Origin of the sequence: Streptomyces sp. CA-210063 (genome assembly GCF_024612015.1) — a bacterium.
Lineage (GTDB): Bacteria > Actinomycetota > Actinomycetes > Streptomycetales > Streptomycetaceae > Streptomyces.
In genome coordinates this window covers 5305609-5326496 of the sequence record NZ_CP102512.1, presented here as the reverse complement: position 1 = coordinate 5326496, position 20888 = coordinate 5305609, and the positions used below count along the sequence as shown (strand labels likewise).

Genomic DNA, 20888 nt, shown 5'->3' with positions numbered 1-20888 from the left:
GTTCGTGGAGTGGCCCCTCCCCGGGTCACTCCACGAACGCCTCGCACACCGCGTCGTACTCCCGCGTCCACCACACCACCAGCGCCGAGGCCGCCGGGAACTGCGGATCGGCGCGGGTGTCGCCGCGCTCGTAGTGCCAGCGCAGCATCCAGAAGTCGTTGAGCCGCTCCCACCACACGCGGTGCACGGCGGCCGCGAGTTCGGCCGGGGCGGCGCCCGTGGCGCGGCGGTACGCGCGCGCGTAGGACCGCACTTTCGCCAGATCGAGGGCGCCGACCGGGCGCACGAAAAAGATCACCGCCGCCCGGACCGCCTCCTCCGCGCGCGGCTGCACACCGAGCCGGTCCCAGTCGAGGATCGCGGCGGGCACGTCCGGAACGTCGTCCCGGTAGAGCACGTTGAACGGGTGGAAGTCCCCGTGCACCCATCCCACCGGACCGCCCCTGGGCGGCCGCCGCTGCGCGTGCCGCTCCAGCAACTCCCGCCGCTCCAGGAGCCGGTGCCGGGCGAGCGCGTCGAAGGCGTCGGCCGGCCGACGACGCCGTACCCGGTCGAGCAGACCGTCGATGAGGGCGAAGGTGCCGACGGGATCCGCGCTCTCGGCCCCTACGCCCCCCGCGGCCGCCGCGTGATCTTCGGTGCGAGCCTTGGCGGACGGCCCTCCCCGGGCCTGCCGCTGGGCCGGAATCAGCCGTCGCCGCACCGGCGGCACCGGCTCCCGCCCCCGTATCGCCGGGTCGTGCACCGGCATCACCCGCTCCAGAGACGCGTGTACGACGCCCAGGAGCGCCCCCAGTCGGGCGCACTGCCCGGTGGTGAGCTGGCCGCCGTGCCGGTGGCGCCCCTCGATCCAGGGGTGCAGGGCGTAGGCGTGGCCGCCGACGACCGCGACCGTCCGTCCGTCGCGTCCGGCGAGCGGTGGGGCCACGGGGACGCCGAGGTCGGCGAGGCGCTGGGTGGCCCGGTGCTGGCGGACGATCGCGGCCGGATCGGCGGTCTCGGGGTCGAAGTGGTGCTTGAGGAAGTACCGGCCGTGGGTGGTGGAGAGCCGGTAGCCGCGGTTGAGCAGGCCCTCGTCGACGGGTTCACAGGTCAGGGCGGACCCGGCGGTGTACTGCTCCAGTAGGGGGCCCAGAGGGGGCGCGTGGAGCACAGAGGGTGGTACAGATGAGCGCGGCACGCGCCAGATGTTAGGGCACGCGCCGAGCCGCTGACCTCAGGCTTGTCACAGACAGTCGTTAGTGGTCACAGAGTGCACAGAACCGAACTGTGGCTCGACGCGCAGACATACGGGTTTGAGCCCTCCGGGGGTATCGCCGCGTCCGGACGGGTGGCCTGCGGCGAAGTCTTCCCGTGGCCGGGGTGGCCGGGATAACGTGCCGGTGTTCCGGCCCCCTGCCAGGCTGTGACCAGCGACTGTTCCCCACGGACGCGACTTACTTGGACCCCCTAGTACCGAATTACTTGGAAATCCAAGGAAAATCGCAGGTCAGTAGGGGTTTCACAGGAATGTGGCGCACTGGGTAACGTGCCTCGTGCAGGGCGCTCGCCGGGGCACCTGTCACGTCTGTTCCCGGCCAAGGGCACCCACCCCGTGCACGGGTTACCGGGATCAGGCGAGCCGCACTGGTCTTCCGGCAACCCCGGGGGCCGGACCGACGGAGGAGCACACGTGACCGTGGAGAGCACTGCCGCGCGCAAGCCGCGACGCAGCGCCGCAGGCAAGACCGGCACCACCGGCAGCAAGGCGGCCGGCACCACCGGAACCAGGCGCGCCACTGCGAAGAAGCCGACCGATGGCCGGCCCGAACTCGTTCAGCTGCTGACGCCCGAGGGCAAGCGCGTCAAGAACGCCGAGTACGACCCGTTCGTCGCCGACATCACCCCCGACGAGCTGCGTGGTCTGTACCGCGACATGGTGCTGACCCGCCGCTTCGACGCCGAGGCCACCTCCCTGCAGCGCCAGGGCGAGCTGGGCCTGTGGGCCTCGCTGCTCGGCCAGGAAGCCGCCCAGATCGGCTCCGGGCGGGCCACCCGCGAGGACGACTACGTCTTCCCGACCTATCGGGAGCACGGCGTCGCCTGGTGCCGCGGCGTCGACCCGACCAATCTGCTCGGCATGTTCCGCGGCGTGAACAACGGCGGCTGGGACCCGAACAGCAACAACTTCCACCTCTACACGATCGTCATCGGCTCCCAGACGCTGCACGCCACGGGCTACGCCATGGGCATCGCCAAGGACGGCGCCGACTCGGCGGTCATCGCCTACTTCGGTGACGGCGCCTCCAGCCAGGGCGACGTCGCCGAGGCGTTCACCTTCTCCGCGGTCTACAACGCGCCGGTCGTCTTCTTCTGCCAGAACAACCAGTGGGCCATCTCCGAGCCCACCGAGAAGCAGACCCGGGTACCCCTGTACCAGCGCGCCCAGGGCTTCGGCTTCCCGGGCGTCCGCGTCGACGGCAACGACGTCCTCGCCTGCCTCGCGGTCACCAAGTGGGCGCTGGAGCGGGCCCGCCGGGGCGAGGGCCCCACCCTGGTCGAGGCGTACACGTACCGCATGGGCGCCCACACCACCTCCGACGACCCCACCCGCTACCGCCACGACGACGAGCGCGTCGCCTGGGAGGCCAAGGACCCGATCGCGCGCCTGCGCGGCTACCTCGAGTCCGAAACGGACACGAACGAGGGATTCTTCGCGGAACTCGAAACGGAGAGCGAGGCGTTGGGAAGGCGAGTGCGCGAAGTGGTGCGTGCCATGCCCGACCCGGACCACTTCGCCATCTTCGAGAACGCGTACGCGGACGGACACGCGCTCGTGGACGAGGAGCGCGCCCAGTTCGCCGCGTACCAGGCGTCGTTCGCCGATGTGGACGAAGAGGAGGGCAAGTAGCGATGACCACGCAGACAGCCGCGCAGCCGGCCGTGAAGAGCCTGGCGCTCGCCAAGGCGATCAACGAATCGCTGCGCACGGCCCTCGAGGCCGACCCCAAGGTCCTCGTCATGGGCGAGGACGTCGGCAAGCTCGGCGGTGTGTTCCGGGTGACGGACGGCCTGCAGAAGGACTTCGGCGAGGACCGGGTGATCGACACCCCGCTCGCCGAGTCGGGCATCGTCGGCACCGCCATCGGCCTCGCCCTGCGGGGCTACCGCCCAGTCGTCGAAATCCAGTTCGACGGCTTCGTCTTCCCCGCGTACGACCAGATCGTCACCCAGCTCGCCAAGATGCACGCCCGCTCGCTGGGCAAGGTCAAGCTCCCCGTCGTCGTCCGTATCCCCTACGGCGGCGGCATCGGCGCGGTCGAGCACCACTCCGAGTCCCCGGAGGCCCTGTTCGCGCACGTGGCGGGCCTGAAGGTGGTCTCGCCGTCGAACGCGGCGGACGCCTACTGGATGATGCAGCAGGCCATCCAGAGCGACGACCCGGTGATCTTCTTCGAGCCGAAGCGGCGCTACTGGGACAAGGCCGAGGTCAACCGCGAGGCCATCCCCGGCCCGCTGCACAAGGCCCGTGTCGTCCGCGAGGGCACCGACCTCACGCTCGCCGCGTACGGCCCGATGGTGAAGCTCTGCCAGGAGGTCGCCGACGCGGCCGCCGAGGAGGGCAGGGCCCTGGAGGTCCTGGACCTGCGGTCGGTGTCTCCTTTGGACTTCGACTCGATCCAGGCCTCCGTGGAGAGGACGCGTCGGCTGATCGTGGTCCACGAGGCGCCGGTGTTCTTCGGCTCGGGCGCGGAGATCGCCGCCCGCATCACCGAGCGGTGCTTCTACCACCTGGAGGCCCCCGTCCTCCGGGTCGGTGGGTACCACGCCCCGTATCCGCCGGCCCGCCTGGAGGAGGAGTACCTGCCGAACCTGGACCGGGTGCTCGACGCCGTCGACCGCTCGCTGGCGTACTGAGGGAGAGGTCCGTGACGACGATGACAGACACGTCTCTGCGCGAGTTCAAGATGCCCGACGTGGGCGAGGGACTCACCGAGGCCGAGATCCTCAAGTGGTACGTCCAGCCCGGTGACACCGTCACCGACGGCCAGATCGTCTGCGAGGTCGAGACCGCCAAGGCCGCCGTCGAACTGCCCATCCCGTACGACGGCGTCGTACGCGAACTGCACTTCCCCGAGGGCACGACGGTCGACGTCGGCACGTCGATCATCGCGGTGGCCGTGGCGGGCGGTGCCGCACCGGCATCGGCCCCGGCCCCGGCTTCGGCTCCGGCCGGGGAGGCCGCTCCCGCCGAGCCCGCGGTGAAGTCGGCGCCCGCGCCCGCGTCGGCACCGGCGGCCAAGAAGCCCGAGGGCCGCAAGCCGGTTCTCGTCGGCTACGGGGTCGCCGAGTCGTCCACGAAGCGCCGCCCCCGCAAGGGTGTCCCGGCAGCCGCCGTGCCCGCCGAGGACACCCTGTACGCGGCTACCGCGATCCAGGGCGTCCAGGGCGAGTTGAACGGGCACGGTCATGCCCCTGGCGTGCAGCGTCCGCTGGCGAAGCCGCCGGTGCGCAAGCTGGCCAAGGACCTCGGCGTGGACCTGGCGACGATCACCCCGTCCGGCCCGGACGGGATCATCACCCGCGAGGACGTGCACGCGGCGGTGGCCCGGCCGAAGGCGCCCGAGCCCGTGGCGGAGGCGCCCGCGGCCCCTGCCGCGCCCGCCGTCGCGCCGGCGCCGGCGGTTTCGTACGACGGCGCGCGCGAGACCCGTATCCCCGTGAAGGGTGTCCGGAAGGCGACGGCGGCGGCGATGGTGGGCTCGGCGTTCACCGCGCCGCATGTCACCGAGTTCGTGACGGTCGACGTGACGCGCACGATGAAGCTGGTCGAGGAGCTGAAGCAGGATAAGGAGATGCAGGGGCTGCGGGTGAACCCGCTCCTCCTGATCGCCAAGGCCCTGCTGGTCGCGATCAGGCGTCACCCGGACATCAACGCCTCCTGGGACGAGGCCGCCCAGGAGATCGTCGTCAAGCACTACGTGAACCTGGGCATCGCCGCCGCCACACCGCGCGGCCTGATCGTCCCGAACATCAAGGACGCCCACGCGAAGACGCTGCCCCAGCTGGCCGAGTCGCTGGGCGAGCTGGTCTCGACGGCCAAGGAGGGCCGGACCTCCCCGGCCGCCATGCAGGGCGGCACGGTCACCATCACCAACGTCGGCGTCTTCGGCATCGACACCGGCACGCCGATCCTGAACCCGGGCGAGTCCGCGATCCTCGCCGTCGGCGCGATCCGGCTCCAGCCGTGGGTCCACAAGGGCAAGGTGAAGCCCCGGCAGGTGACGACGCTGGCGCTGAGCTTCGACCACCGGCTGGTGGACGGGGAATTGGGCTCCAAGGTGCTGGCGGACGTGGCGGCGATTCTTGAGCAGCCGAAGAGGCTGATCACTTGGGCGTAGGGGCGTGACCGGGCAGGCTCAGCGCGAAAGGGCTGGCCGCAATCTCGACTCGCGGCCGGCCCCTTCTGCTTCAACGGCGTGGAAGCCGTCGGATTCATGTCTCGGCACCACTCCCGACCTGCGGGAACGCTGAGACCGTAACCTCCAGTTACGGTCTCAGGAATCTCTCGCTGAGACCGTGACCTCCAGTCACTGTCTCAAGAATGTCTCGATGCCACTCCGGGACGTGGCCCGTCGTCGCGAAGGGACAGCCCTGTCCTGTTCGGCTGTCGGTCAAACGGCTGTGCTGCCGACCATGAGGATCTTGACGGAGACGGTTCCACCGTCGAACTCGTACGCGGCCCTGTAGACGCCGACGCGCAGGCGTCGCAGGTTGGTGTTGCCGAGCTTGCCGCTCGTGGTGGGCTCGGGATTCCGGGCGAGTGCGCTGATCGCTTGGACGAGGGGTTTCACTGCGTCGCCGTCGCGGTCTCGGAGTCGCTTGAGGCCTTCGGAAGCGCCTCGCTCCCAGATGATCGTGTAGCTCAAGGGGCTTCCGCTCCGGCGACGAGGGCTTCGATTTCGGCTTGGGTGGATGTGGGTCCGCCTGCGGATCGCGCGTACAGGGACACGGTCACGTCGGCGAACTCGATTGCCCGCTCGCGTGCGTCCTCGTCGGGCGCCGAGTCGGCGAGCGCCTGGGTCCACCAGTGGTTGAGGAAAGCCTCGAAGCCACCGGAATCAGCGAGGGAGCCCAGTTCCGCGTAGAAGCCGGCCCGGTGATCGAGTCGCAGGGCGGCTCCGATGCCGTCGATGTCACGCCGCACGACCACGCTGTTGAATCCCGTGACTTCTCGTGCTTCTGCCACCGTGCTCTGCCACTCGGCTGTCATCCTCGTCCCCTTTCGCCGTGCGGCCAAGGTACCGCCGCAGCACCTTCGGAGACGGCCGAAGAGCCTACGCATCCCCCCTCCCGGAACGTCCAGCTCCGCCCAGATCCTCTTGCCCACGGTGAGCTTCTCGACGGCCCAGCGGCTGGCGAGCGCGCGGACGATGAGCAGCCCACGCCCGGATGGATCGGTGTCCTCGACCCAGCGCGGCTCCGGTAGCCGTTCACCTCTCGTGCGGACATGGCAACTGGCGATCGTTCCGGGCCTGTTGCAGACGGCGGACTATGCGCGGGCGCTCGCGGTCGGCAACGGGTACTGGGAGGACCCGGACGAGATCGAACCGTTCGTCGAGTCCCGGATGGCACGCCAGGCTCGGCTGGACGGGGATAGAGCTCTGGAGCTGTGGGCAGTCGTGCACGAGAGCGCTCTGCGCCAACTCGTCGGTGGACGGGACGTCATGCAGGCGCAACTGGGCCACCTGCTGGACATGGCACGGAGGCCGAACGTGAAGCTGCAGGTGCTCCCATACCTTGCGGGTGCTTATCCAGGCATGACCAGTGCCTTCACCATTGTGTCGTTCGCCGAGCCGGGCGCGCTGGACGTGGTCCACACGGATACCACCTCGTCCACCCTCTGGCTGGAGAGCAATACTGATGCCGACCACCACAACGTGCTCTTCGACCGCGTCACGCGGCTGAGCCTCGCGCAGGGCAACTCGGTCAGCCTGATCGACGGGATCCTGAAGGAGATGTAGTCGGCGTGCCCGCATTCGAGTTCGTCAAGTCCAGCTACAGCGGCGGCAATGCGGGTCAAGAATGCGTCGAAGTCGCTCGCAACGTTCCCGGCACCGTCGCCGTCCGTGACTCCAAGGAGCAGGACGCGGACGGGCCGATAGTCCGGCTCGCGCCGGGGGCGTGGGCCGTCTTCGTGGAGTACGTGGGGCCAGTTCGAGGCTGAAACGGCGAAGGGGTCCACCGCGTACTGCGGTGGACCCCGTCCTCGTAGAGCCTGACAGGCCTGGCGCGACTTTACAGCGCCTTGAAGCCGTAGTTCAGGAGCGTCGTGGCGTCCGATGCGCGGGCGCCGGCCGACGAGGCGGTGAGGACCGTGCCGTAGATCGTCTTGCCGTTGCGGGTGGCGGCGAAGACGAGGCAGTACTTGGCCTGGGTGCCGGATCCGGTTTTGATGCCGATCGTGCCCGAGTAGCTGGTCAGCAGCGGGTTGGTGTTCGTCCAGGTCGGCATCGTGCGGGTGCCGCCCGACTTGGTGATCGTCTTGGCCGTGTACGACTTGGTCTTCACGATCGTCTTGAACGTGGAGTTCTTCATCACGTTGCGGCCGAGCGTGGTGAGGTCCTTCGGCGTCGAGTAGTTCGAGCCGTTGCTGATGCCGTCGAATGAGTCGAACTTCGTGTTCGTCATGCCGAGGCTCTTGGCGGTCGAGTTCATCTTGGAGATGAACGACTTCACCCGGGCCGCGCGCGTCGAACCCGTACCGAACTTGTCGGCGAGGGCATACGCGGCGTCACAGCCCGACGGCAGCATCAGCCCGTAGAGGAGCTGACGGACGGTGACCTTGTCACCGACGATCAGGCGGGCCGAGGAGGCCGTGTTCTTGACGATGTAGTCGCTGTACGCCTTCTGGATGGTGACCTTGGCGTCCAGGTTCAGGTTCTTCTGCGACAGCACGACCTTGGCGGTCATGATCTTGGTGGTGGAGCCCGTGGCGCGCGTGGTGTTCGCGGTCTTGCCCCAGCTCTTGCCGGTGGCCGGGTTGATCACGAACCCGCCCTTGGCGTTGATGGTCGGCTTCGCGACCGCGGCCTGCGCGGGAGCGGAGCCGACGACTCCGGTCGCGATCATCGCACCGGTGGTCACGACGACTGCAGCGGCTCTGCGGACACGTGCGCCCTTTATGGCGGTAATCAAGTCAGTACCCCGATTGCGTCAAATGTCTGAGGAGTGCGGCCACTTGGGCTCCGGTTGCGGGCAAGCAGGGCCGCTTCTCGTGTGACAAGTGAGTAGCACAAAAGGTTGTGCGCCGGGTGAGGTGGGGGTCAATTCAAGTCCATCTCACAGTCCCTTGACGGGTTCAGGGTGGGGGTTACCGTCCCGGATCGTGGACGGTGACAGCGATGGGTACGTGTTGTATCTATGCTGTGGGCATGCCCTCCGCCCCAGCCCCCGCCGTGAAGCAGCCGCCCGCCGCCGACCGTGTCTACGCCCACGTCAAACAGGGTGTGCTGGAGCGTCATTACGAGGGCGGCACGCTGCTCACCGAGGGCGAGCTGGCCGAGGCGGTCGGGGTGTCCCGGACGCCGGTGCGGGAGGCGCTGCTGCGGCTGGAGGTCGAGGGGCTGATCAAGCTCTACCCGAAGAAGGGCGCGTTGGTGCTGCCCGTCTCCGCGCAGGAGATCGCGGACGTCGTCGAGACCCGGCAGCTGGTCGAGGAGCACGCGGTCCGCAAGACGGTCCCGGCCTCGCCGCAGCTGATCGAGCGTCTGGAAGGCCTCCTGGAGCAGCAGAAGGCGCAGGCCGCCGCCGGGGATCTGGCGGGCGCGGCGGTGACCGACCGCTGTTTCCACGCCGAGATCGTCCGCAGCGGCGGCAACGCGATCCTCTCCCGCCTCTACGACCAACTCCGCGACCGGCAGCTGCGCATGGGCGTGGCCGTCATGCACGCCCACCCCGACCGCATCACCAAGACGCTCACCGAGCACGAGGAGATCCTCCAGGCGCTGCGCGCGGGCGACGCGGAGGCGGCCGTGGACCTCGTGCACCGGCACGTCAGCTGGTTCTCCAACCTGGCCCGGGGGGAGGTCCGTTGAGCCGCCCCGCCATATCCTCGTCCGCCGGGTCCCTGCCCGGGGATCCGCCCGGCGGCCGCCGCGCCCTCGCCGTCTGGGGTGTCGGCGTCTCCGTCTACTTCGTCGCCGTCATCTTCCGTACGTCGCTGGGGGTGGCCGGCCTCGACGCCGCCGACCGTTTCCATGTGGGCGCCTCCGCCCTGTCGACCTTCTCGATACTCCAGCTGCTGGTCTACGCGGGCATGCAGATACCCGTCGGCCTGCTGGTCGACCGGCTCGGTACCAAGAAGGTGCTGACGCTGGGCATCCTGCTTTTCACGGCCGGCCAGATCGGCTTCGCGCTGTCGCCGTCGTACGGCACGGCGCTGGCCTCGCGGGCTCTGCTGGGCTGCGGCGACGCGATGACGTTCATCAGCGTGCTGCGGCTGGGCAGCCGCTGGTTCCCGGCCCGGCGTGGACCGATGATCGCGCAGATGGCGGGCCTGGTCGGCATGGCGGGCAACCTGATCTCGACGCTGCTGCTGGCCCGGCTGCTGCACGGGGTGGGCTGGACGGCGGCGTTCGCGGGCAGTTCGGTCGCCGGGCTCGTCGTCCTCGTCCTGACCCTGCTGTTCCTGAAGGACCACCCCGAGGGACACGAGCCGGAGCCGTTCCCGCACCACGGGGCGGCGTACGTCCGGCGGCAGATCGCGGCGTCCTGGCGGGAGCCCGGCACCCGGCTCGGGCTGTGGGTGCACTTCACGACCCAGTTCCCGGCGATGGTGTTCCTGCTGCTGTGGGGGCTGCCGTTCCTCGTCGAGGCGCAGGGGCTGAGCCGGGGCACCGCCGGTGAACTGCTCACCCTCGTCGTCCTGTCCAACATGGTCGTCGGACTGGTGTACGGGCAGATCGTCGCCCGGCACCACGCCGCGCGGCTACCGCTGGCGCTCGGGACGGTGCTCGCCACGGCGGCGGTCTGGGCGACCACGCTCCTGTACCCCGGCGAGCACGCGCCGATGTGGCTCCTGATCGTCCTGTGCGCGGTCCTGGGCGCCTGCGGTCCGGCCTCGATGCTCGGCTTCGACTTCGCCCGCCCGGCGAACCCGCCGGAGCGTCAGGGCACCGCCTCGGGGATCACCAACATGGGTGGTTTCGTCGCCTCCATGACGACCCTGTTCGCGGTCGGCGTCCTCCTGGACCTGACCGACGACGACTACCGCATCGCCTTCTCCGCCGTCTTCGTCCTCCAGGCACTGGGCCTCAGCCAGATCCTCCGCCTGCGCGGCCGCGCGGCGCGCCGCGAACGGGAACGCCTGGTGGCGAGCCGGGTGGAGACGGTGCACGTACCGGCGTGAAAGGCCTGCCGCGGCGGCGCCCGGGCGGGCGGACGCGGTGGTGGGGACGGTGACGGAGACGGCCTTCGACCAGGTCGCGTGACCGCACGCACCGCACTGCGCCCGGGCCGTCACTACGGCCGGGCGGGAGCCGCCGGGAGTTACACGGTCACTGCGAACGCCCGCAGGATCGCGGCGATCAGATGGGGCTCGCCCTCACCCTTGATGCGGTCGGCCACGGCGTCGGCGGTCACACGGCCGCAGGCCAGCCGGACGTAGGTCTCCCAGTCGAGCGTGAGGGTGGCGGCGGGGCCGAGGGCGGGGGTGGTCTCCAGGGTGCCGCGGCCCTGGATGTCGACGCGGACGGTACGGAGGAACTCCACCGGGCCGTGCACGTCGAAGACGACCGCCGAACTGCGCGGCGCCTGCGCGTCCTCGGCGACGACCTTCGGCAGCACCGAGAGCAGCTCGTCACGGACGACGTACGCGCCCGGTGAGTCCAGGTTCCCCGGCTGGCCCAGCGCGGCGCGCAGGTCCTGCTCGTGGACCCACACGTCGAACGCGCGGTTCCGCATGGCCTGTTCGAGGGTCAGCTCCGTGCCGAGCGGGCCACGCACCTTGTGACCCGGGTCCCGCGACTCGTTCCGCAGCTGGCGGTTGCGCCGGATGATCGTGTACTCCAGCTCGGACGTCATCTCCGGGGCGGTGTGGTGACGACGGGCGTCGACCTGCATCTCCATGTACCGCTGGTGCTCGGTCCGTACGTGGTACAGGTCGCGCGGGAGGGTGTGGATGGGCCGCGGGTCGCCGAGCATCTCGCAGTCCAGGCCGATGACGTGGGAGACCACATCACGCACCGACCAGCCGGGGCATGGTGTCCGCCGGTTCCACTCGCCCTCCACGAGCGGCGTCACCAGCTCGGATATCGCGTCCACGGAGTGGGTCCAGGCGTCGGCGTAGGGCTGAAGAGTGGGATGCAGACTCACGGAACGGGACCCCTCGGGCGGTCGGTACCTGTCAGTACGGTCGATGCGTATCGGTATGTGGGTGGCGGATTTCAGTGGGGGCGTCGGCGTTGACGGCGGTGGAGTGGGCGTCGGCGGCTGTCAGTGGGTGCTGTGGAACGTTAAGTTACGCTGCCGTGAGGCACCCCGGCAGTGCTTTCGTGTGACGATCGTAGGCCGGTGTGGACGGCTCGAATGCCAGGACGGTGGTAGTGTGCGCGCCTCGCTCATCCAGATCAGCGTAGATGAGGATGAATCGGTCGATTCGCGCAGGCGGCGTGTGGCGTCGCTGGTGCGGGACCAGGCCGGTGCCGATCTCGTCGTCCTTCCGGAGCTGTGGACCACGGGTGCTTTCGCGTTCGAGTCCTTCGCCGCCACGGCCGAGCCGCTGGAAGGGCCGACGTACGAGGTGATGGCCAAGGCGGCGAGCGACGCGGGTGTCTGGCTGCACGCGGGCTCGATTCCCGAGCGTGCTGATGCGGACAGCGGCTCCGCCGCGGGCGACGGGCTCCTTTACAACACCTCCCTCGTTTTCTCACCCTCCGGCGATCTCGCCGCCGCCTACCGCAAGATCCACCGCTTCGGCTTCGACAAGGGCGAGGCGGTACTGATGGGCGCGGGCTCGGAACTCGTGACGCTCCGCCTCCCCGAGACGACCCTCGGCGTCGCCACCTGCTACGACCTCCGCTTCCCCGAACTCTTCCGCGGCCTCGTCGACGCCGGCGCCGAGACCTTCGTCGTCCCCGCCGGCTGGCCCGAACGCCGCCGTGCCCACTGGACGCTGCTGGCCCGGGCGCGGGCGGTCGAGAACCAGGCGTACGTCCTTGCCTGCGGAACGGCCGGTACGCACGCGGGAGTTCCCCAGGCCGGCCACTCGATCGTGGTCGACCCCTGGGGCGAGGTCCTGGCCGAGGCGGGCTCCGACGAGGAGATCCTCACGGTCGACTTCGACCCGGGGAAGGTCGCGACGACGCGGGAGCAGTTCCCGGCGCTGAAGGACAGGCTGCTGGGGCTGGAGACGCCGCGCGGCTGAGATGACCCCTGCGGGCCGTTCCTTCTCCGCTGACGCGTGCCGACCGTTCCGTCTCCGCTGACGCGTGCCGACCGTCCCCTTGCCGCTGCCCCCGGTCGGCCGTCCCTTCTTCACTGCCGTCAGTCGTCGTCCCTCTCCTTCTCCGCCAGGTGGATCACGCACACCGCGACGGCGATCAGCAGGGCCGGATCCGCGTCGTCCCTCACGACGTCGAGGCCGTACGTCTCGCGGACGCGCAGCCATCTGCGGGAGATGTGCGCGAGGAGTTCCCCGTCGTACTCGATGACGAACTCGCGGTCGAGGATCTTGCCACTGACGTCGAGTTCGGTGCCGTCAGCCAGGGAGACCCGGTAGTGGTTGCGCAGGAGGGACAGGCGTTTGCGGCGGACGGTGGCGAGGGGCTCGCCACCCCGTTCGACGACCATCGTGTCGCGCAGGGCGAACATCTTCTGGCGGATGTCGATCAGTACCTGACCCTGGGTGTCCTTCAGCTCGAAGGTGTCCCGCAGTCGCATGGCCTTGCCGTCGACGAGGAAGGCCTTTCTGCCGTGCTCGTCCTCGATCCAGTAGTCGTCACCGATGCCGAGGAGCCGGTCGCGTACGAGGAATCTCATGCCTTCAGGCGTTCCCCCGGGCTCGCTCCGAAACGTCGCCTATAGGCCGAAGGGCTCAGCCCGGTCTCCTGACGCAACCGCGCGCGGAGGTTCGCGGCCGTCCCGAGTCCGCTGCGCTCGGCGACCACGTCGAGGCGCTCCTCGCCGCGCTCGATGAGCCGCCGGGCCAGGGTCACCCGCTCCCCGATGAGCCAGGCCAGGGGGGTCGTGCCGAGCTGGGAGCGGAAACGGCGGTGCAGGGTGGCGGGCGACACGGCCGCGCGGGCGGCGAGGTCCGCGACGGTGAGCGGTGCGTCGAGCCGCTCCTGCGCCCACGCCAGCACGGGGCCGAGGGATGCGTCCGGTACGTGCGGAAGGGGCCGCTCCACGAACTGCCGCTGCCCGCCGTCACGATGAGCGGCGAACACCAGCCGTCGGCTCACCGCGTTGGCGAGCTCCGCGCCGTGGTCGCGGCGCCAGATGTGCAGCCCCAGGTCGAGTGAGGCCGCACTCCCGGCCGAGCTCAGCAGGTCGCCGTCGTCCACGTAGAGCACGTCCGGTTCCAGCAGGACCTTCGGATGCAGTTCCCGGAACGCATCCGCCCAGCGCCAGTGGGTCGTGGCGCGGCGCCCGTCGAGCACCCCCGCCTCCGCCAGCGCGAAGGTGCCGGTGCAGAAGCTCACGACCCGCGCCCCGCGCGCGTGGGCGCGCCGGATGGCGTCGAGCGCGGCGGCCCCGCGCGGCACGACGTTGTCCGGCCGGCCCGGTACGACGAGGGTGTCGGCGTCGTCGACGGCGTCGAGCCCCGCCACCCCCGTCATGGTGAAGAACCCGTGGTTCATCCGGACCTCGGGCCCGGGCGTGCACAGCGTCACCTCGTACAGCGGCCCGGACAGTCCCAGCTCGGGCCGTGGCAGGCCGAACAGCTCGGTCGCCACGCCGACCTCGAACGGGTTCGTGGCCTCGTCCACGACCACCGCGACGCGATGCGGAATCGGCGGGTTCGGGCTCCGGTGGTGCGAGGATCCTTGCTGCATGTGCGATTCCTAGCACTCGTACGGCGCAGGCGGCACCCCGCACGATGACCACATGGAAACCACGCGAGCCACGCAAGCCCCGGAAGTCCCGGAAGTCCTGGAAGTCACAGAAACTGCGGAAGCCGCGCAAGTCACGGAAACTGTGGGACTCACGGAACCGATCTCCCTGGCGGAGGCCCTCGCCTCATTCGACGCCCTGTGGAGCCCCCGCATCGTCACCACCGTCAACGACTACGACGTCCGCGTCGCCAAGGTGGAGGGCGAGCATCTCTGGCACGTCCACGAGAACACCGACGAGTTCTTCCTCGTCGTGGAGGGCGAACTGCACATCGGCCTGCGCGAAGCGGCGGGCGAGCGCACGGTCGTCCTGCCCCGGGGCTCGGTCTTCACCGTCCCGCGAGGCATCGAGCACAAGCCGTACGCCCCGGCCCGCGCCGCGATCCTCGTCATCGAGCCCACCGGCACCCTCACCGTCGGCGACCGGCACGAGGAGGTCCCGGACCATGTGGACGCGACGACGGGGCATGCGCTGAGCTGACCCGCGAGGGTTGTCCACAGGCCGGTGCACGAGGTTGTCCACAGGCTCGCGGGCGGGCCGCCGGCAAGTGGCACTCTTGATCCATGAGCGATTCCACGACCCAGCACCCGGCACCCCGCCGTGTCCGCGTCCGCGCCCCCGAGCTGATCGGGAAGGGCGGCTGGCTTAACACGGGCGGGAAGCGGTACACCCTTGCTGACCTGCGAGGGAAGATAGTGCTGCTGGATTTCTGGACGTTCTGCTGCATCAACTGTCTGCATGTCCTGGACGAGCTGCGGGAGCTGGAGGAGAAGCACCGGGACACGGTGGTGGTCATCGGGGTGCACTCGCCGAAGTTCGCACACGAGGCGGAGCACGGGGCGGTGGTCGACGCCGTCGAGCGATACGGCGTGGAGCATCCCGTGCTCGACGATCCGGAGCTCGCCACCTGGAAGCAGTACGCGGTACGGGCCTGGCCGACGCTCGTGGTGATCGACCCGGAGGGGTATGTGGTCGCTCAGCACGCGGGCGAAGGGCATGCGCACGCCATCGAGCGGCTGGTCGCCGAGCTGGAGACCGAGCACGGGGCCAAGGGCACGCTCCGGCGCGGCGACGGGCCGTATGTGGCGCCGGACCCCGAGCCGACGGTGCTGCGCTTCCCCGGCAAGGCGCTGCTCCTGCCGGACGGCGACTTCCTCGTCAGCGACACCACCCGGCACCAACTGGTCCGGCTGGCGGCGGACGGCGAGAGCGTCGTACGACGGTACGGGTCCGGCGAGCGCGGGTTCGTGGACGGCAGCGCGGAGCACGCCCGCTTCAGCGAGCCGCAGGGGCTGGCGCTGCTGGACAGCGGCGCCGTGGTGGTCGCCGACACCGTGAACCACGCCCTGCGCCGGCTCGACCCGGCCACCGGCCATGTGACGACGCTCGCGGGCACGGGCCGCCAGTGGTGGCAGGGCTCGCCGACCTCCGGTCCCGCGTGGGAGGTCGACCTGTCCTCGCCGTGGGACGTGGCGGTCTTCGGCGGCAAGGTGTGGATCGCGATGGCCGGTGTGCATCAGCTGTGGACGTACGACCCGGCGGACTGCACCGTGGCGGTGGCGGCCGGCACGACGAACGAAGGGCTTGTGGACGGGCCGGGCGGCGAGGCCTGGTTCGCACAGCCTTCCGGGCTCGCGGCCACTGCCGAGCGGCTCTGGCTGGCCGACTCCGAGACGTCCGCGCTGCGCTGGGTGGACCTCGACGGGGTGGTCCACACGGCGGTCGGGACGGGGCTCTTCGACTTCGGGCACCGTGACGGCGCCGCCGGACAGGCGCTGCTCCAGCATCCGTTGGGTGTCACGGCCCTGCCCGACGGTTCGGTGGCGGTCAGCGACACGTACAACCACGCGTTGCGCCGCTACGACCCGGCGACGGGCGAGGTCACCACGCTGGCGACGGACTTGAGAGAGCCGAGTGACGCGGTGCTCGTCGGGGACGACATCGTGGTCGTCGAGTCCGCCCGGCACCGGCTGACCCGGCTGCGGCTGCCGGAGGAGACGGTGAAGGTCGAGGCCGTCGCCCATCGCACCCAGCGTGCGGCCACCGAAGTCGCCCCCGGCAGCCTGCGGTTGGACGTCGTCTTCCAGGCTCCGGCAGGGCAGAAGCTCGACGAGCGGTACGGCCCGTCGACCCGTCTGCTCGTCTCCTCCACGCCGCCCGAGCTGCTGCTCCATGGCGAGGGCGCGGACACGTCCCTGTCACGCGCGCTCGAACTGAACCCTTCCATATCCGAGGGCGTGCTCCATGTCTCGGCGATGGCGGCCTCCTGCGACGACACCGCGTCCAACAGCGGCTCCGCCGCGTACCCGGCCTGTCACGTCCACCAGCAGGACTGGGGCGTGCCGGTCCGGCTCACGGAGGGCGGGGCGGACCGGCTGCCGCTGGTGCTGGCGGGGATGGACACGGGCGACGGGGATGACGAGGACCAGGGCATCGACGGACGCGTCTGACGCTGTCCGCCCTCGCCCCGCTGTCCGCCGGGACGGTCACACACCCCCGTACCCGTCGCGGTTGTGCCGGGTTTCGTCGATGACCGGAGTCGAGGGCGGAACCACCACCCGCCTCCGCTTGGCGATGCTGCTGAACGTCGCGACTCCGATGAGTCCGACGATCATGAAGATGATGCCGACCAGGTCGAGGTTGACCCCCTGCATGTCCCAGTCGGTGGCGAACGTGAGGATGGCTCCCACGGCGATCAGAATGATGCACCCGCCCAGGCCCATGAGTGTTCCCTCCCAGTGTCCGGTTGGGTCGGCCGGTCGATCCGGTCGTTCGGTCCTACCGGTCGACACCGGGTACCCGGACAGGCCGGTCGGTAACTAGGGGGTGCTGGGCGGGACTTTCAGAGCACTCCCTAGCCCTCCAGGAACGCCACCAACGCGTTCGCCAGGAGGTACGGGTCCTTCGCGCCGCACAGTTCGCGGGCGCTGTGCATGGAGAGGATGGCGACGCCGATGTCGACGGTGCGGATGCCGTGGCGGGCGGCGGTGATGGGGCCGATGGTGGTGCCGCAGGGCATGGAGTTGTTGGAGACGAAGGTCTGGAAGGGCACGCCGGCCTTCTCGCAGGCGGCGGCGAAGACGGCGCGGCCCGAACCGTCCGTGGCGTAGCGGTTGTTGACGTTGACCTTCAGGATCGGGCCGGCGTCCGCGCGGGGGTGGTGCGTCGGGTCGTGGCGTTCCGCGTAGTTGGGGTGGACGGCGTGACCGGTGTCGGAGGAGAGACAGACCGTGCCGGCGAAGGCACGCGCCCGGTCCTCGTAGGAGCCGCCGCGGGCGAAGACCGAGCGCTCCAGCACCCCGCCGAGGAGCGGGCCGTCCGCGCCGGTGTCCGACTGGGAGCCGTTCTCCTCGTGGTCGAAGGCGGCGAGGACGGGGATGTGGGGGAGTTCGTCGCCGGAGGTGGCGACGGAGGCGAGTGCCGCCGTACCGGCGTGCACGGAGAGGAGGTTGTCCATGCGGGGACCGGCGAGCAGTTCCTTGTCGCGGCCCAGGTACGCGGGGGGCTCGATGGAGTGGGTCATCAGGTCCCAGCCGGTGACCTCGCCCGAGGGCAGGCCCAGCTCCTCCTCCAGGAAGGCGATCAGGTCACCGTCGCTGACGTCGTCGCCCAGACCCCAGACGGGCTGGAGGTGACGTTGTTTGTCGAGCTTGAGGCCCTCGGAGGTGACCGAGCGGTCGAGGTGGATGGCGAGTTGGGGGACGCGGAGGAGGGGTCTGTCGACGTTGACGAGGCGGCTGGTGCCGTCGCGCAGGGAGAGGCGGCCGGCGAGGCCGAGGTCGCGGTCGAGCCAGGAGTTGAGCAGCGGTCCGCCGTAGATCTCGACGGCGACCTGGCGCCAGCCGTGCGCGCCGCTGTCGGGGCGGGGTTTCACCCGCAGATTGGGGGAGTCGGTGTGGGCACCGACGATGCGGAAGGGGGTGTGCGGTGTGGCGCCCTCCGGCACGTACCAGGCGATGATCGCGCCGCCGCGCAGGACGTACTTGCCGCCCAGCGAGCCGTCCCACGCGTCGGTCTCCGAGACCTGTCGGAAGCCGGCCTTCTCCAGCCGTTCCGCGGCGCTCGCCACCGCGTGGTACGGGGACGGGCTGCTCGTCAGGAACGTCATGAGGTCGTCGGTGTGGCCGCGATCGAAGCGTGGGGGTGTGCGCATGGGGTTCACCTTAACGACGTACGAGGGCCCGCTCCCGGGGGATGGGAGCGGGCCCTCGTAGGGAGCCTGTGGAGGGAGGGGCGCCGGACGGCCGGGCAGGGTCCGTCCGGCGCCATGGCCGGGGTGCGGCCGAAGGGCGGCTGTCTAGAACGCCGCCTCGTCCAGCTCCATCAGATCCAGGTCGACGCCCTCGGAGAGCTTGCGGGCGAGGGTGACGCCCGGCAGGACGTTGGCCGCGAAGAACTTCGCCGCCGCGATCTTGCCGGTGTAGAAGGCCTTGTCCTTTGCCGAAGCCGTCTCCAGCTTCTCGGCGGCGACGGCGGCGCCCTTGAGGAGCAGGTAGCCGACGACCACGTCACCGGAGGCCATCAGCAGGCGGGTGGTGTTGAGGCCCACCTTGTAGATGTTCTTGACGTCCTGCTCGGTGGCGGCGAGGTCGGTGAGGAGGAGGCCGACCAGGGACTCCAGCTCGACGGCGGCCTTGGCGAGGTGCTCACGGGCACCGGCCAGCTGCTCGCCGCCCTCGCCGAGCGCCAGGAACTTCTTGATCTCCTCGGCGAGGGAGTTCAGCGCGGCGCCTTGGTTGCGGACGATCTTCCGGAAGAAGAAGTCCTGGCCCTGGATCGCGGTGGTGCCCTCGTACAGGGTGTCGATCTTGGCGTCGCGGATGTACTGCTCGATCGGGTACTCCTGCAGGAAGCCGGAGCCGCCGAAGGTCTGCAGCGACTGGGCGAGCTGCTCGTAGCCCTTCTCGGAGCCATAGCCCTTGACGATGGGCAGGAGCAGGTCGTTCAGGGCCTCCAGGGCGGAGATGTCCTCGCCCGCCGCCTCCTTGACCTGGATCTCGTCCTGGATGGAGGCCGTATAGAGGACGAGCGCGCGCATGCCCTCGGCGTACGCCTTCTGCGTCATCAGCGAGCGGCGGACGTCGGGGTGGTGCGTGATGGTGACCTTGGGCGCGGTCTTGTCCATGAAGTTCGCCAGGTCGGGGCCCTGGACGCGCTCCTTGGCGTACTCGAGGGCGTTCAGGTAGCCCGTCGACAGCGTGGAGATCGCCTTCGTGCCGACCATCATGCGGGCGAACTCGATGATGCGGAACATCTGGCGGATGCCGTCGTGCTTGTCACCGATCAGCCAGCCCTTGGCGGGGTGACGGTCGCCGAAGGTCATCTCGCAGGTGTTGGAGGCCTTGAGGCCCATCTTGTGCTCGACGTTCGTGGCGTAGACGCCGTTGCGCTCGCCCAGCTCGCCGGTCTCGAAGTCGAAGAGGTACTTCGGGACGAGGAAGAGGGACAGGCCCTTGGTGCCGGGGCCGTGGCCCTCGGGGCGGGCCAGCACGTAGTGGAGGATGTTCTCCTCCATGTCGTGCTCACCGGAGGTGATGAAGCGCTTGACGCCCTCGATGTGCCAGGAGCCGTCCTCCTGCTGGATCGCCTTGGTGCGGCCGGCGCCGACGTCCGAGCCGGCGTCCGGCTCGGTGAGGACCATGGTGGAGCCCCAGGTCTTGTCGACCGCGATCTGGGCGATCTTCTTCTGGACGTCGTTGCCCTCCTCGTAGAGGATGCCGGCGAACGCCGGGCCGGAGGAGTACATCCACACGGCCGGGTTCGAGCCGAGCAGCAGCTCCGCGTACGCCCAGATCAGGGAGCGCGGGGAGGTGGTGCCGCCGATCTCCTCGGGCAGGCCGAGCCGCCAGTACTCGGAGTCCATGAAGGCCTTGTAGCTCTTCTTGAAGGTGGCCGGGACCGGAGCGGTGTTCGTCTCCGGGTCGAACACCGGCGGGTTGCGGTCGGCATCCGCGAAGGACTCCGCCAGCTCGTTCTCCGCGAGACGGGCCAGCTCCTCCAGGATGCTCTTGGCGGTGTCCGTGTCCATCTCCGCGAACGGGCCGGTGCCGTACAGCTTGTCGCGCCCGAGGACCTCGAAGAGGTTGAACTCGATGTCGCGGAGATTCGACTTGTAGTGCCCCATGGCGACGGCTCCGTAAGAGAGAGATCGGCGAGGCACTGGATCCTCGCGCTAGTTCACGTACCAACAAGTAGCTTCTATGCCGATGATGCTACCCATCAGTAATAAGAAGCAACCCCGATCGGGTCATCTGTGACTCGTTACGCTTTGCCGCATGTACGGCTACGACCAGAGCGCCGGCCCTCAGCAGCAGTACGCCCCGCCGCCGCAGCAGCAGATGCCGGGGCAGATGCCCGGCGGCCCGATGGGCGGTTACGGGCAGCAGCCACCGCTGTACCCCGAGCCGTCCCCACCCTCCCTCGCGGACGCGGTCCGCGCCTTCACCACCGGGCAGATGGCCGCGGAGGACTTCCAGCAGGTCTTCGCGACGTCCAAGGTGTACTGCCCGCGCGGCGACAACCCCGGGTTCCTGGCGCTGCACAACACCCAGCAGCCGGTGATCCCGATGTTCACCTCGCTCAAGGAGCTCCGCCGGTACGCGGGCAAGGAGTCCAAGTACTTCGTCATCACCGGCGCGGAGGTGATCGATCTGCTGCCGACCGGCTACGGCTTCGTCCTCGACATGGAGGGGGAGCACCGGATGGTCTTCGACGCGAAGGCCGTGGAGCAGATGGTGGAGTTCGCGATGCGCCGGATGTATGGCTAGACGCCATTGCTGCGCAGACGGCTGAGA

At 69.7% G+C, this 20888-nt stretch carries 20 protein-coding genes and 1 pseudogene; 11 read left to right on the top strand and 10 right to left on the bottom strand.

Annotation, left to right across the window (positions count from 1 at the left end; translation table 11 throughout):
* Positions 1–25: 25 nt before the first annotated feature.
* Positions 26–1180, bottom strand: coding sequence for a phosphotransferase (locus JIX56_RS23140; protein WP_443031865.1), 1155 nt, complete (start codon positions 1178–1180; stop codon positions 26–28).
* 492 nt (positions 1181–1672) lie between these two features.
* Here JIX56_RS23140 and pdhA point away from each other — a divergent pair, with 492 nt between their 5' ends.
* The 3 genes from pdhA to JIX56_RS23125 are packed head-to-tail and all read left to right on the top strand — an operon-like array spanning position 1673 to position 5381.
* Positions 1673–2890 (top strand): pyruvate dehydrogenase (acetyl-transferring) E1 component subunit alpha, encoded by a 1218-nt coding sequence (gene pdhA, locus JIX56_RS23135; RefSeq protein WP_257543152.1) that lies wholly within the window; start codon positions 1673–1675, stop codon positions 2888–2890.
* A gap of 2 nt (positions 2891–2892) precedes the next feature.
* On the top strand, positions 2893–3897 hold the full coding sequence (locus JIX56_RS23130; RefSeq protein ID WP_257543151.1) for an alpha-ketoacid dehydrogenase subunit beta: 1005 nt from the start codon (positions 2893–2895) through the stop codon (positions 3895–3897).
* An 11-nt stretch (positions 3898–3908) separates the two neighbouring features.
* The gene (locus tag JIX56_RS23125; RefSeq protein WP_257543150.1) at positions 3909–5381 is read left to right on the top strand and encodes a dihydrolipoamide acetyltransferase family protein; all 1473 of its coding nucleotides are present in this window, start codon (positions 3909–3911) and stop codon (positions 5379–5381) included.
* Between the two features lie 273 nt (positions 5382–5654).
* Here the strand turns inward: JIX56_RS23125 and JIX56_RS23120 are convergent, their stop codons facing one another.
* On the bottom strand, positions 5655–5909 hold the full coding sequence (locus tag JIX56_RS23120; RefSeq protein WP_257543148.1) for a type II toxin-antitoxin system RelE family toxin: 255 nt from the start codon (positions 5907–5909) through the stop codon (positions 5655–5657).
* Positions 5906–6253 (bottom strand): hypothetical protein, encoded by a 348-nt coding sequence (locus JIX56_RS23115; RefSeq protein WP_257543146.1) that lies wholly within the window; start codon positions 6251–6253, stop codon positions 5906–5908. Before JIX56_RS23115 ends, JIX56_RS23120 begins: the two co-directional genes overlap by 4 nt.
* A gap of 229 nt (positions 6254–6482) precedes the next feature.
* Between JIX56_RS23115 and JIX56_RS23110 the strand changes: the two are divergent.
* Together JIX56_RS23110 and JIX56_RS23105 are read left to right on the top strand one after the other, a co-directional pair.
* Positions 6483–7004: pseudogene (locus JIX56_RS23110) on the top strand (DUF5753 domain-containing protein); the annotation flags it as partial.
* 5 nt (positions 7005–7009) lie between these two features.
* A complete protein-coding gene (locus tag JIX56_RS23105; protein WP_257543142.1) occupies positions 7010–7207 on the top strand; it encodes a DUF397 domain-containing protein in 198 nt (65 codons plus the stop codon).
* Between the two features lie 71 nt (positions 7208–7278).
* Here the strand turns inward: JIX56_RS23105 and JIX56_RS23100 are convergent, their stop codons facing one another.
* Positions 7279–8112, bottom strand: a complete 834-nt coding sequence (locus JIX56_RS23100) for a D-alanyl-D-alanine carboxypeptidase family protein (RefSeq protein ID WP_443031864.1) — start codon at positions 8110–8112, stop codon at positions 7279–7281.
* A 302-nt stretch (positions 8113–8414) separates the two neighbouring features.
* Between JIX56_RS23100 and JIX56_RS23095 the strand changes: the two genes are divergently transcribed.
* Both JIX56_RS23095 and JIX56_RS23090 read left to right on the top strand, forming a co-directional pair.
* Entirely contained in the window at positions 8415–9077 is a 663-nt protein-coding gene (locus JIX56_RS23095) for a GntR family transcriptional regulator (protein ID WP_257543138.1), read from the top strand.
* Positions 9074–10390 carry an MFS transporter gene (locus JIX56_RS23090; protein WP_257543136.1) on the top strand — a complete coding sequence of 439 codons (1317 nt, stop codon included), beginning with the start codon at positions 9074–9076 and terminating at the stop codon, positions 10388–10390. Before JIX56_RS23095 ends, JIX56_RS23090 begins: the two co-directional genes overlap by 4 nt.
* Positions 10391–10530: 140 nt before the next feature.
* Here JIX56_RS23090 and JIX56_RS23085 read toward each other — a convergent pair whose 3' ends face one another.
* Positions 10531–11355 carry a maleylpyruvate isomerase family mycothiol-dependent enzyme gene (locus tag JIX56_RS23085; RefSeq protein ID WP_257543134.1) on the bottom strand — a complete coding sequence of 275 codons (825 nt, stop codon included), beginning with the start codon at positions 11353–11355 and terminating at the stop codon, positions 10531–10533.
* Positions 11356–11587: 232 nt separating this feature from the next.
* Between JIX56_RS23085 and JIX56_RS23080 the strand changes: the two genes are divergently transcribed.
* Positions 11588–12406, top strand: a complete 819-nt coding sequence (locus tag JIX56_RS23080; RefSeq protein WP_257543132.1) for a carbon-nitrogen family hydrolase — start codon at positions 11588–11590, stop codon at positions 12404–12406.
* Positions 12407–12525: 119 nt separating this feature from the next.
* On the opposite strand, the gene JIX56_RS23075 is transcribed toward JIX56_RS23080, so the two are convergent.
* Positions 12526–13020 (bottom strand): LURP-one-related/scramblase family protein, encoded by a 495-nt coding sequence (locus JIX56_RS23075; protein ID WP_257543130.1) that lies wholly within the window; start codon positions 13018–13020, stop codon positions 12526–12528.
* Positions 13017–14036 (bottom strand): helix-turn-helix domain-containing protein, encoded by a 1020-nt coding sequence (locus JIX56_RS23070; protein WP_257543128.1) that lies wholly within the window; start codon positions 14034–14036, stop codon positions 13017–13019. The genes JIX56_RS23075 and JIX56_RS23070 overlap by 4 nt, the downstream gene beginning before the upstream one ends.
* Before the next feature lie 142 nt (positions 14037–14178).
* Here JIX56_RS23070 and JIX56_RS23065 point away from each other — a divergent pair, with 142 nt between their 5' ends.
* Together JIX56_RS23065 and JIX56_RS23060 are read left to right on the top strand one after the other, a co-directional pair.
* The gene (locus tag JIX56_RS23065) at positions 14179–14574 is read left to right on the top strand and encodes a cupin domain-containing protein (protein WP_257543126.1); all 396 of its coding nucleotides are present in this window, start codon (positions 14179–14181) and stop codon (positions 14572–14574) included.
* Between the two features lie 83 nt (positions 14575–14657).
* Positions 14658–16544 (top strand): thioredoxin-like domain-containing protein, encoded by a 1887-nt coding sequence (locus JIX56_RS23060; protein WP_257543124.1) that lies wholly within the window; start codon positions 14658–14660, stop codon positions 16542–16544.
* A gap of 36 nt (positions 16545–16580) precedes the next feature.
* On the opposite strand, the gene JIX56_RS23055 is transcribed toward JIX56_RS23060, so the two are convergent.
* The 3 genes from JIX56_RS23055 to JIX56_RS23045 form a co-directional block, all read right to left on the bottom strand.
* Positions 16581–16817 carry a DUF6458 family protein gene (locus JIX56_RS23055; protein ID WP_257543122.1) on the bottom strand — a complete coding sequence of 79 codons (237 nt, stop codon included), beginning with the start codon at positions 16815–16817 and terminating at the stop codon, positions 16581–16583.
* Between the two features lie 131 nt (positions 16818–16948).
* Positions 16949–18247, bottom strand: coding sequence for a M18 family aminopeptidase (locus JIX56_RS23050; RefSeq protein WP_257543120.1), 1299 nt, complete (start codon positions 18245–18247; stop codon positions 16949–16951).
* Positions 18248–18391: 144 nt separating this feature from the next.
* Positions 18392–20218, bottom strand: a complete 1827-nt coding sequence (locus tag JIX56_RS23045) for an acyl-CoA dehydrogenase (protein ID WP_257543118.1) — start codon at positions 20216–20218, stop codon at positions 18392–18394.
* 151 nt (positions 20219–20369) lie between these two features.
* On the opposite strand from JIX56_RS23045, the gene JIX56_RS23040 reads away from it, so the two are divergent.
* Positions 20370–20861 carry an SseB family protein gene (locus JIX56_RS23040; RefSeq protein ID WP_257543116.1) on the top strand — a complete coding sequence of 164 codons (492 nt, stop codon included), beginning with the start codon at positions 20370–20372 and terminating at the stop codon, positions 20859–20861.
* Positions 20862–20888 lie beyond the last annotated feature (27 nt).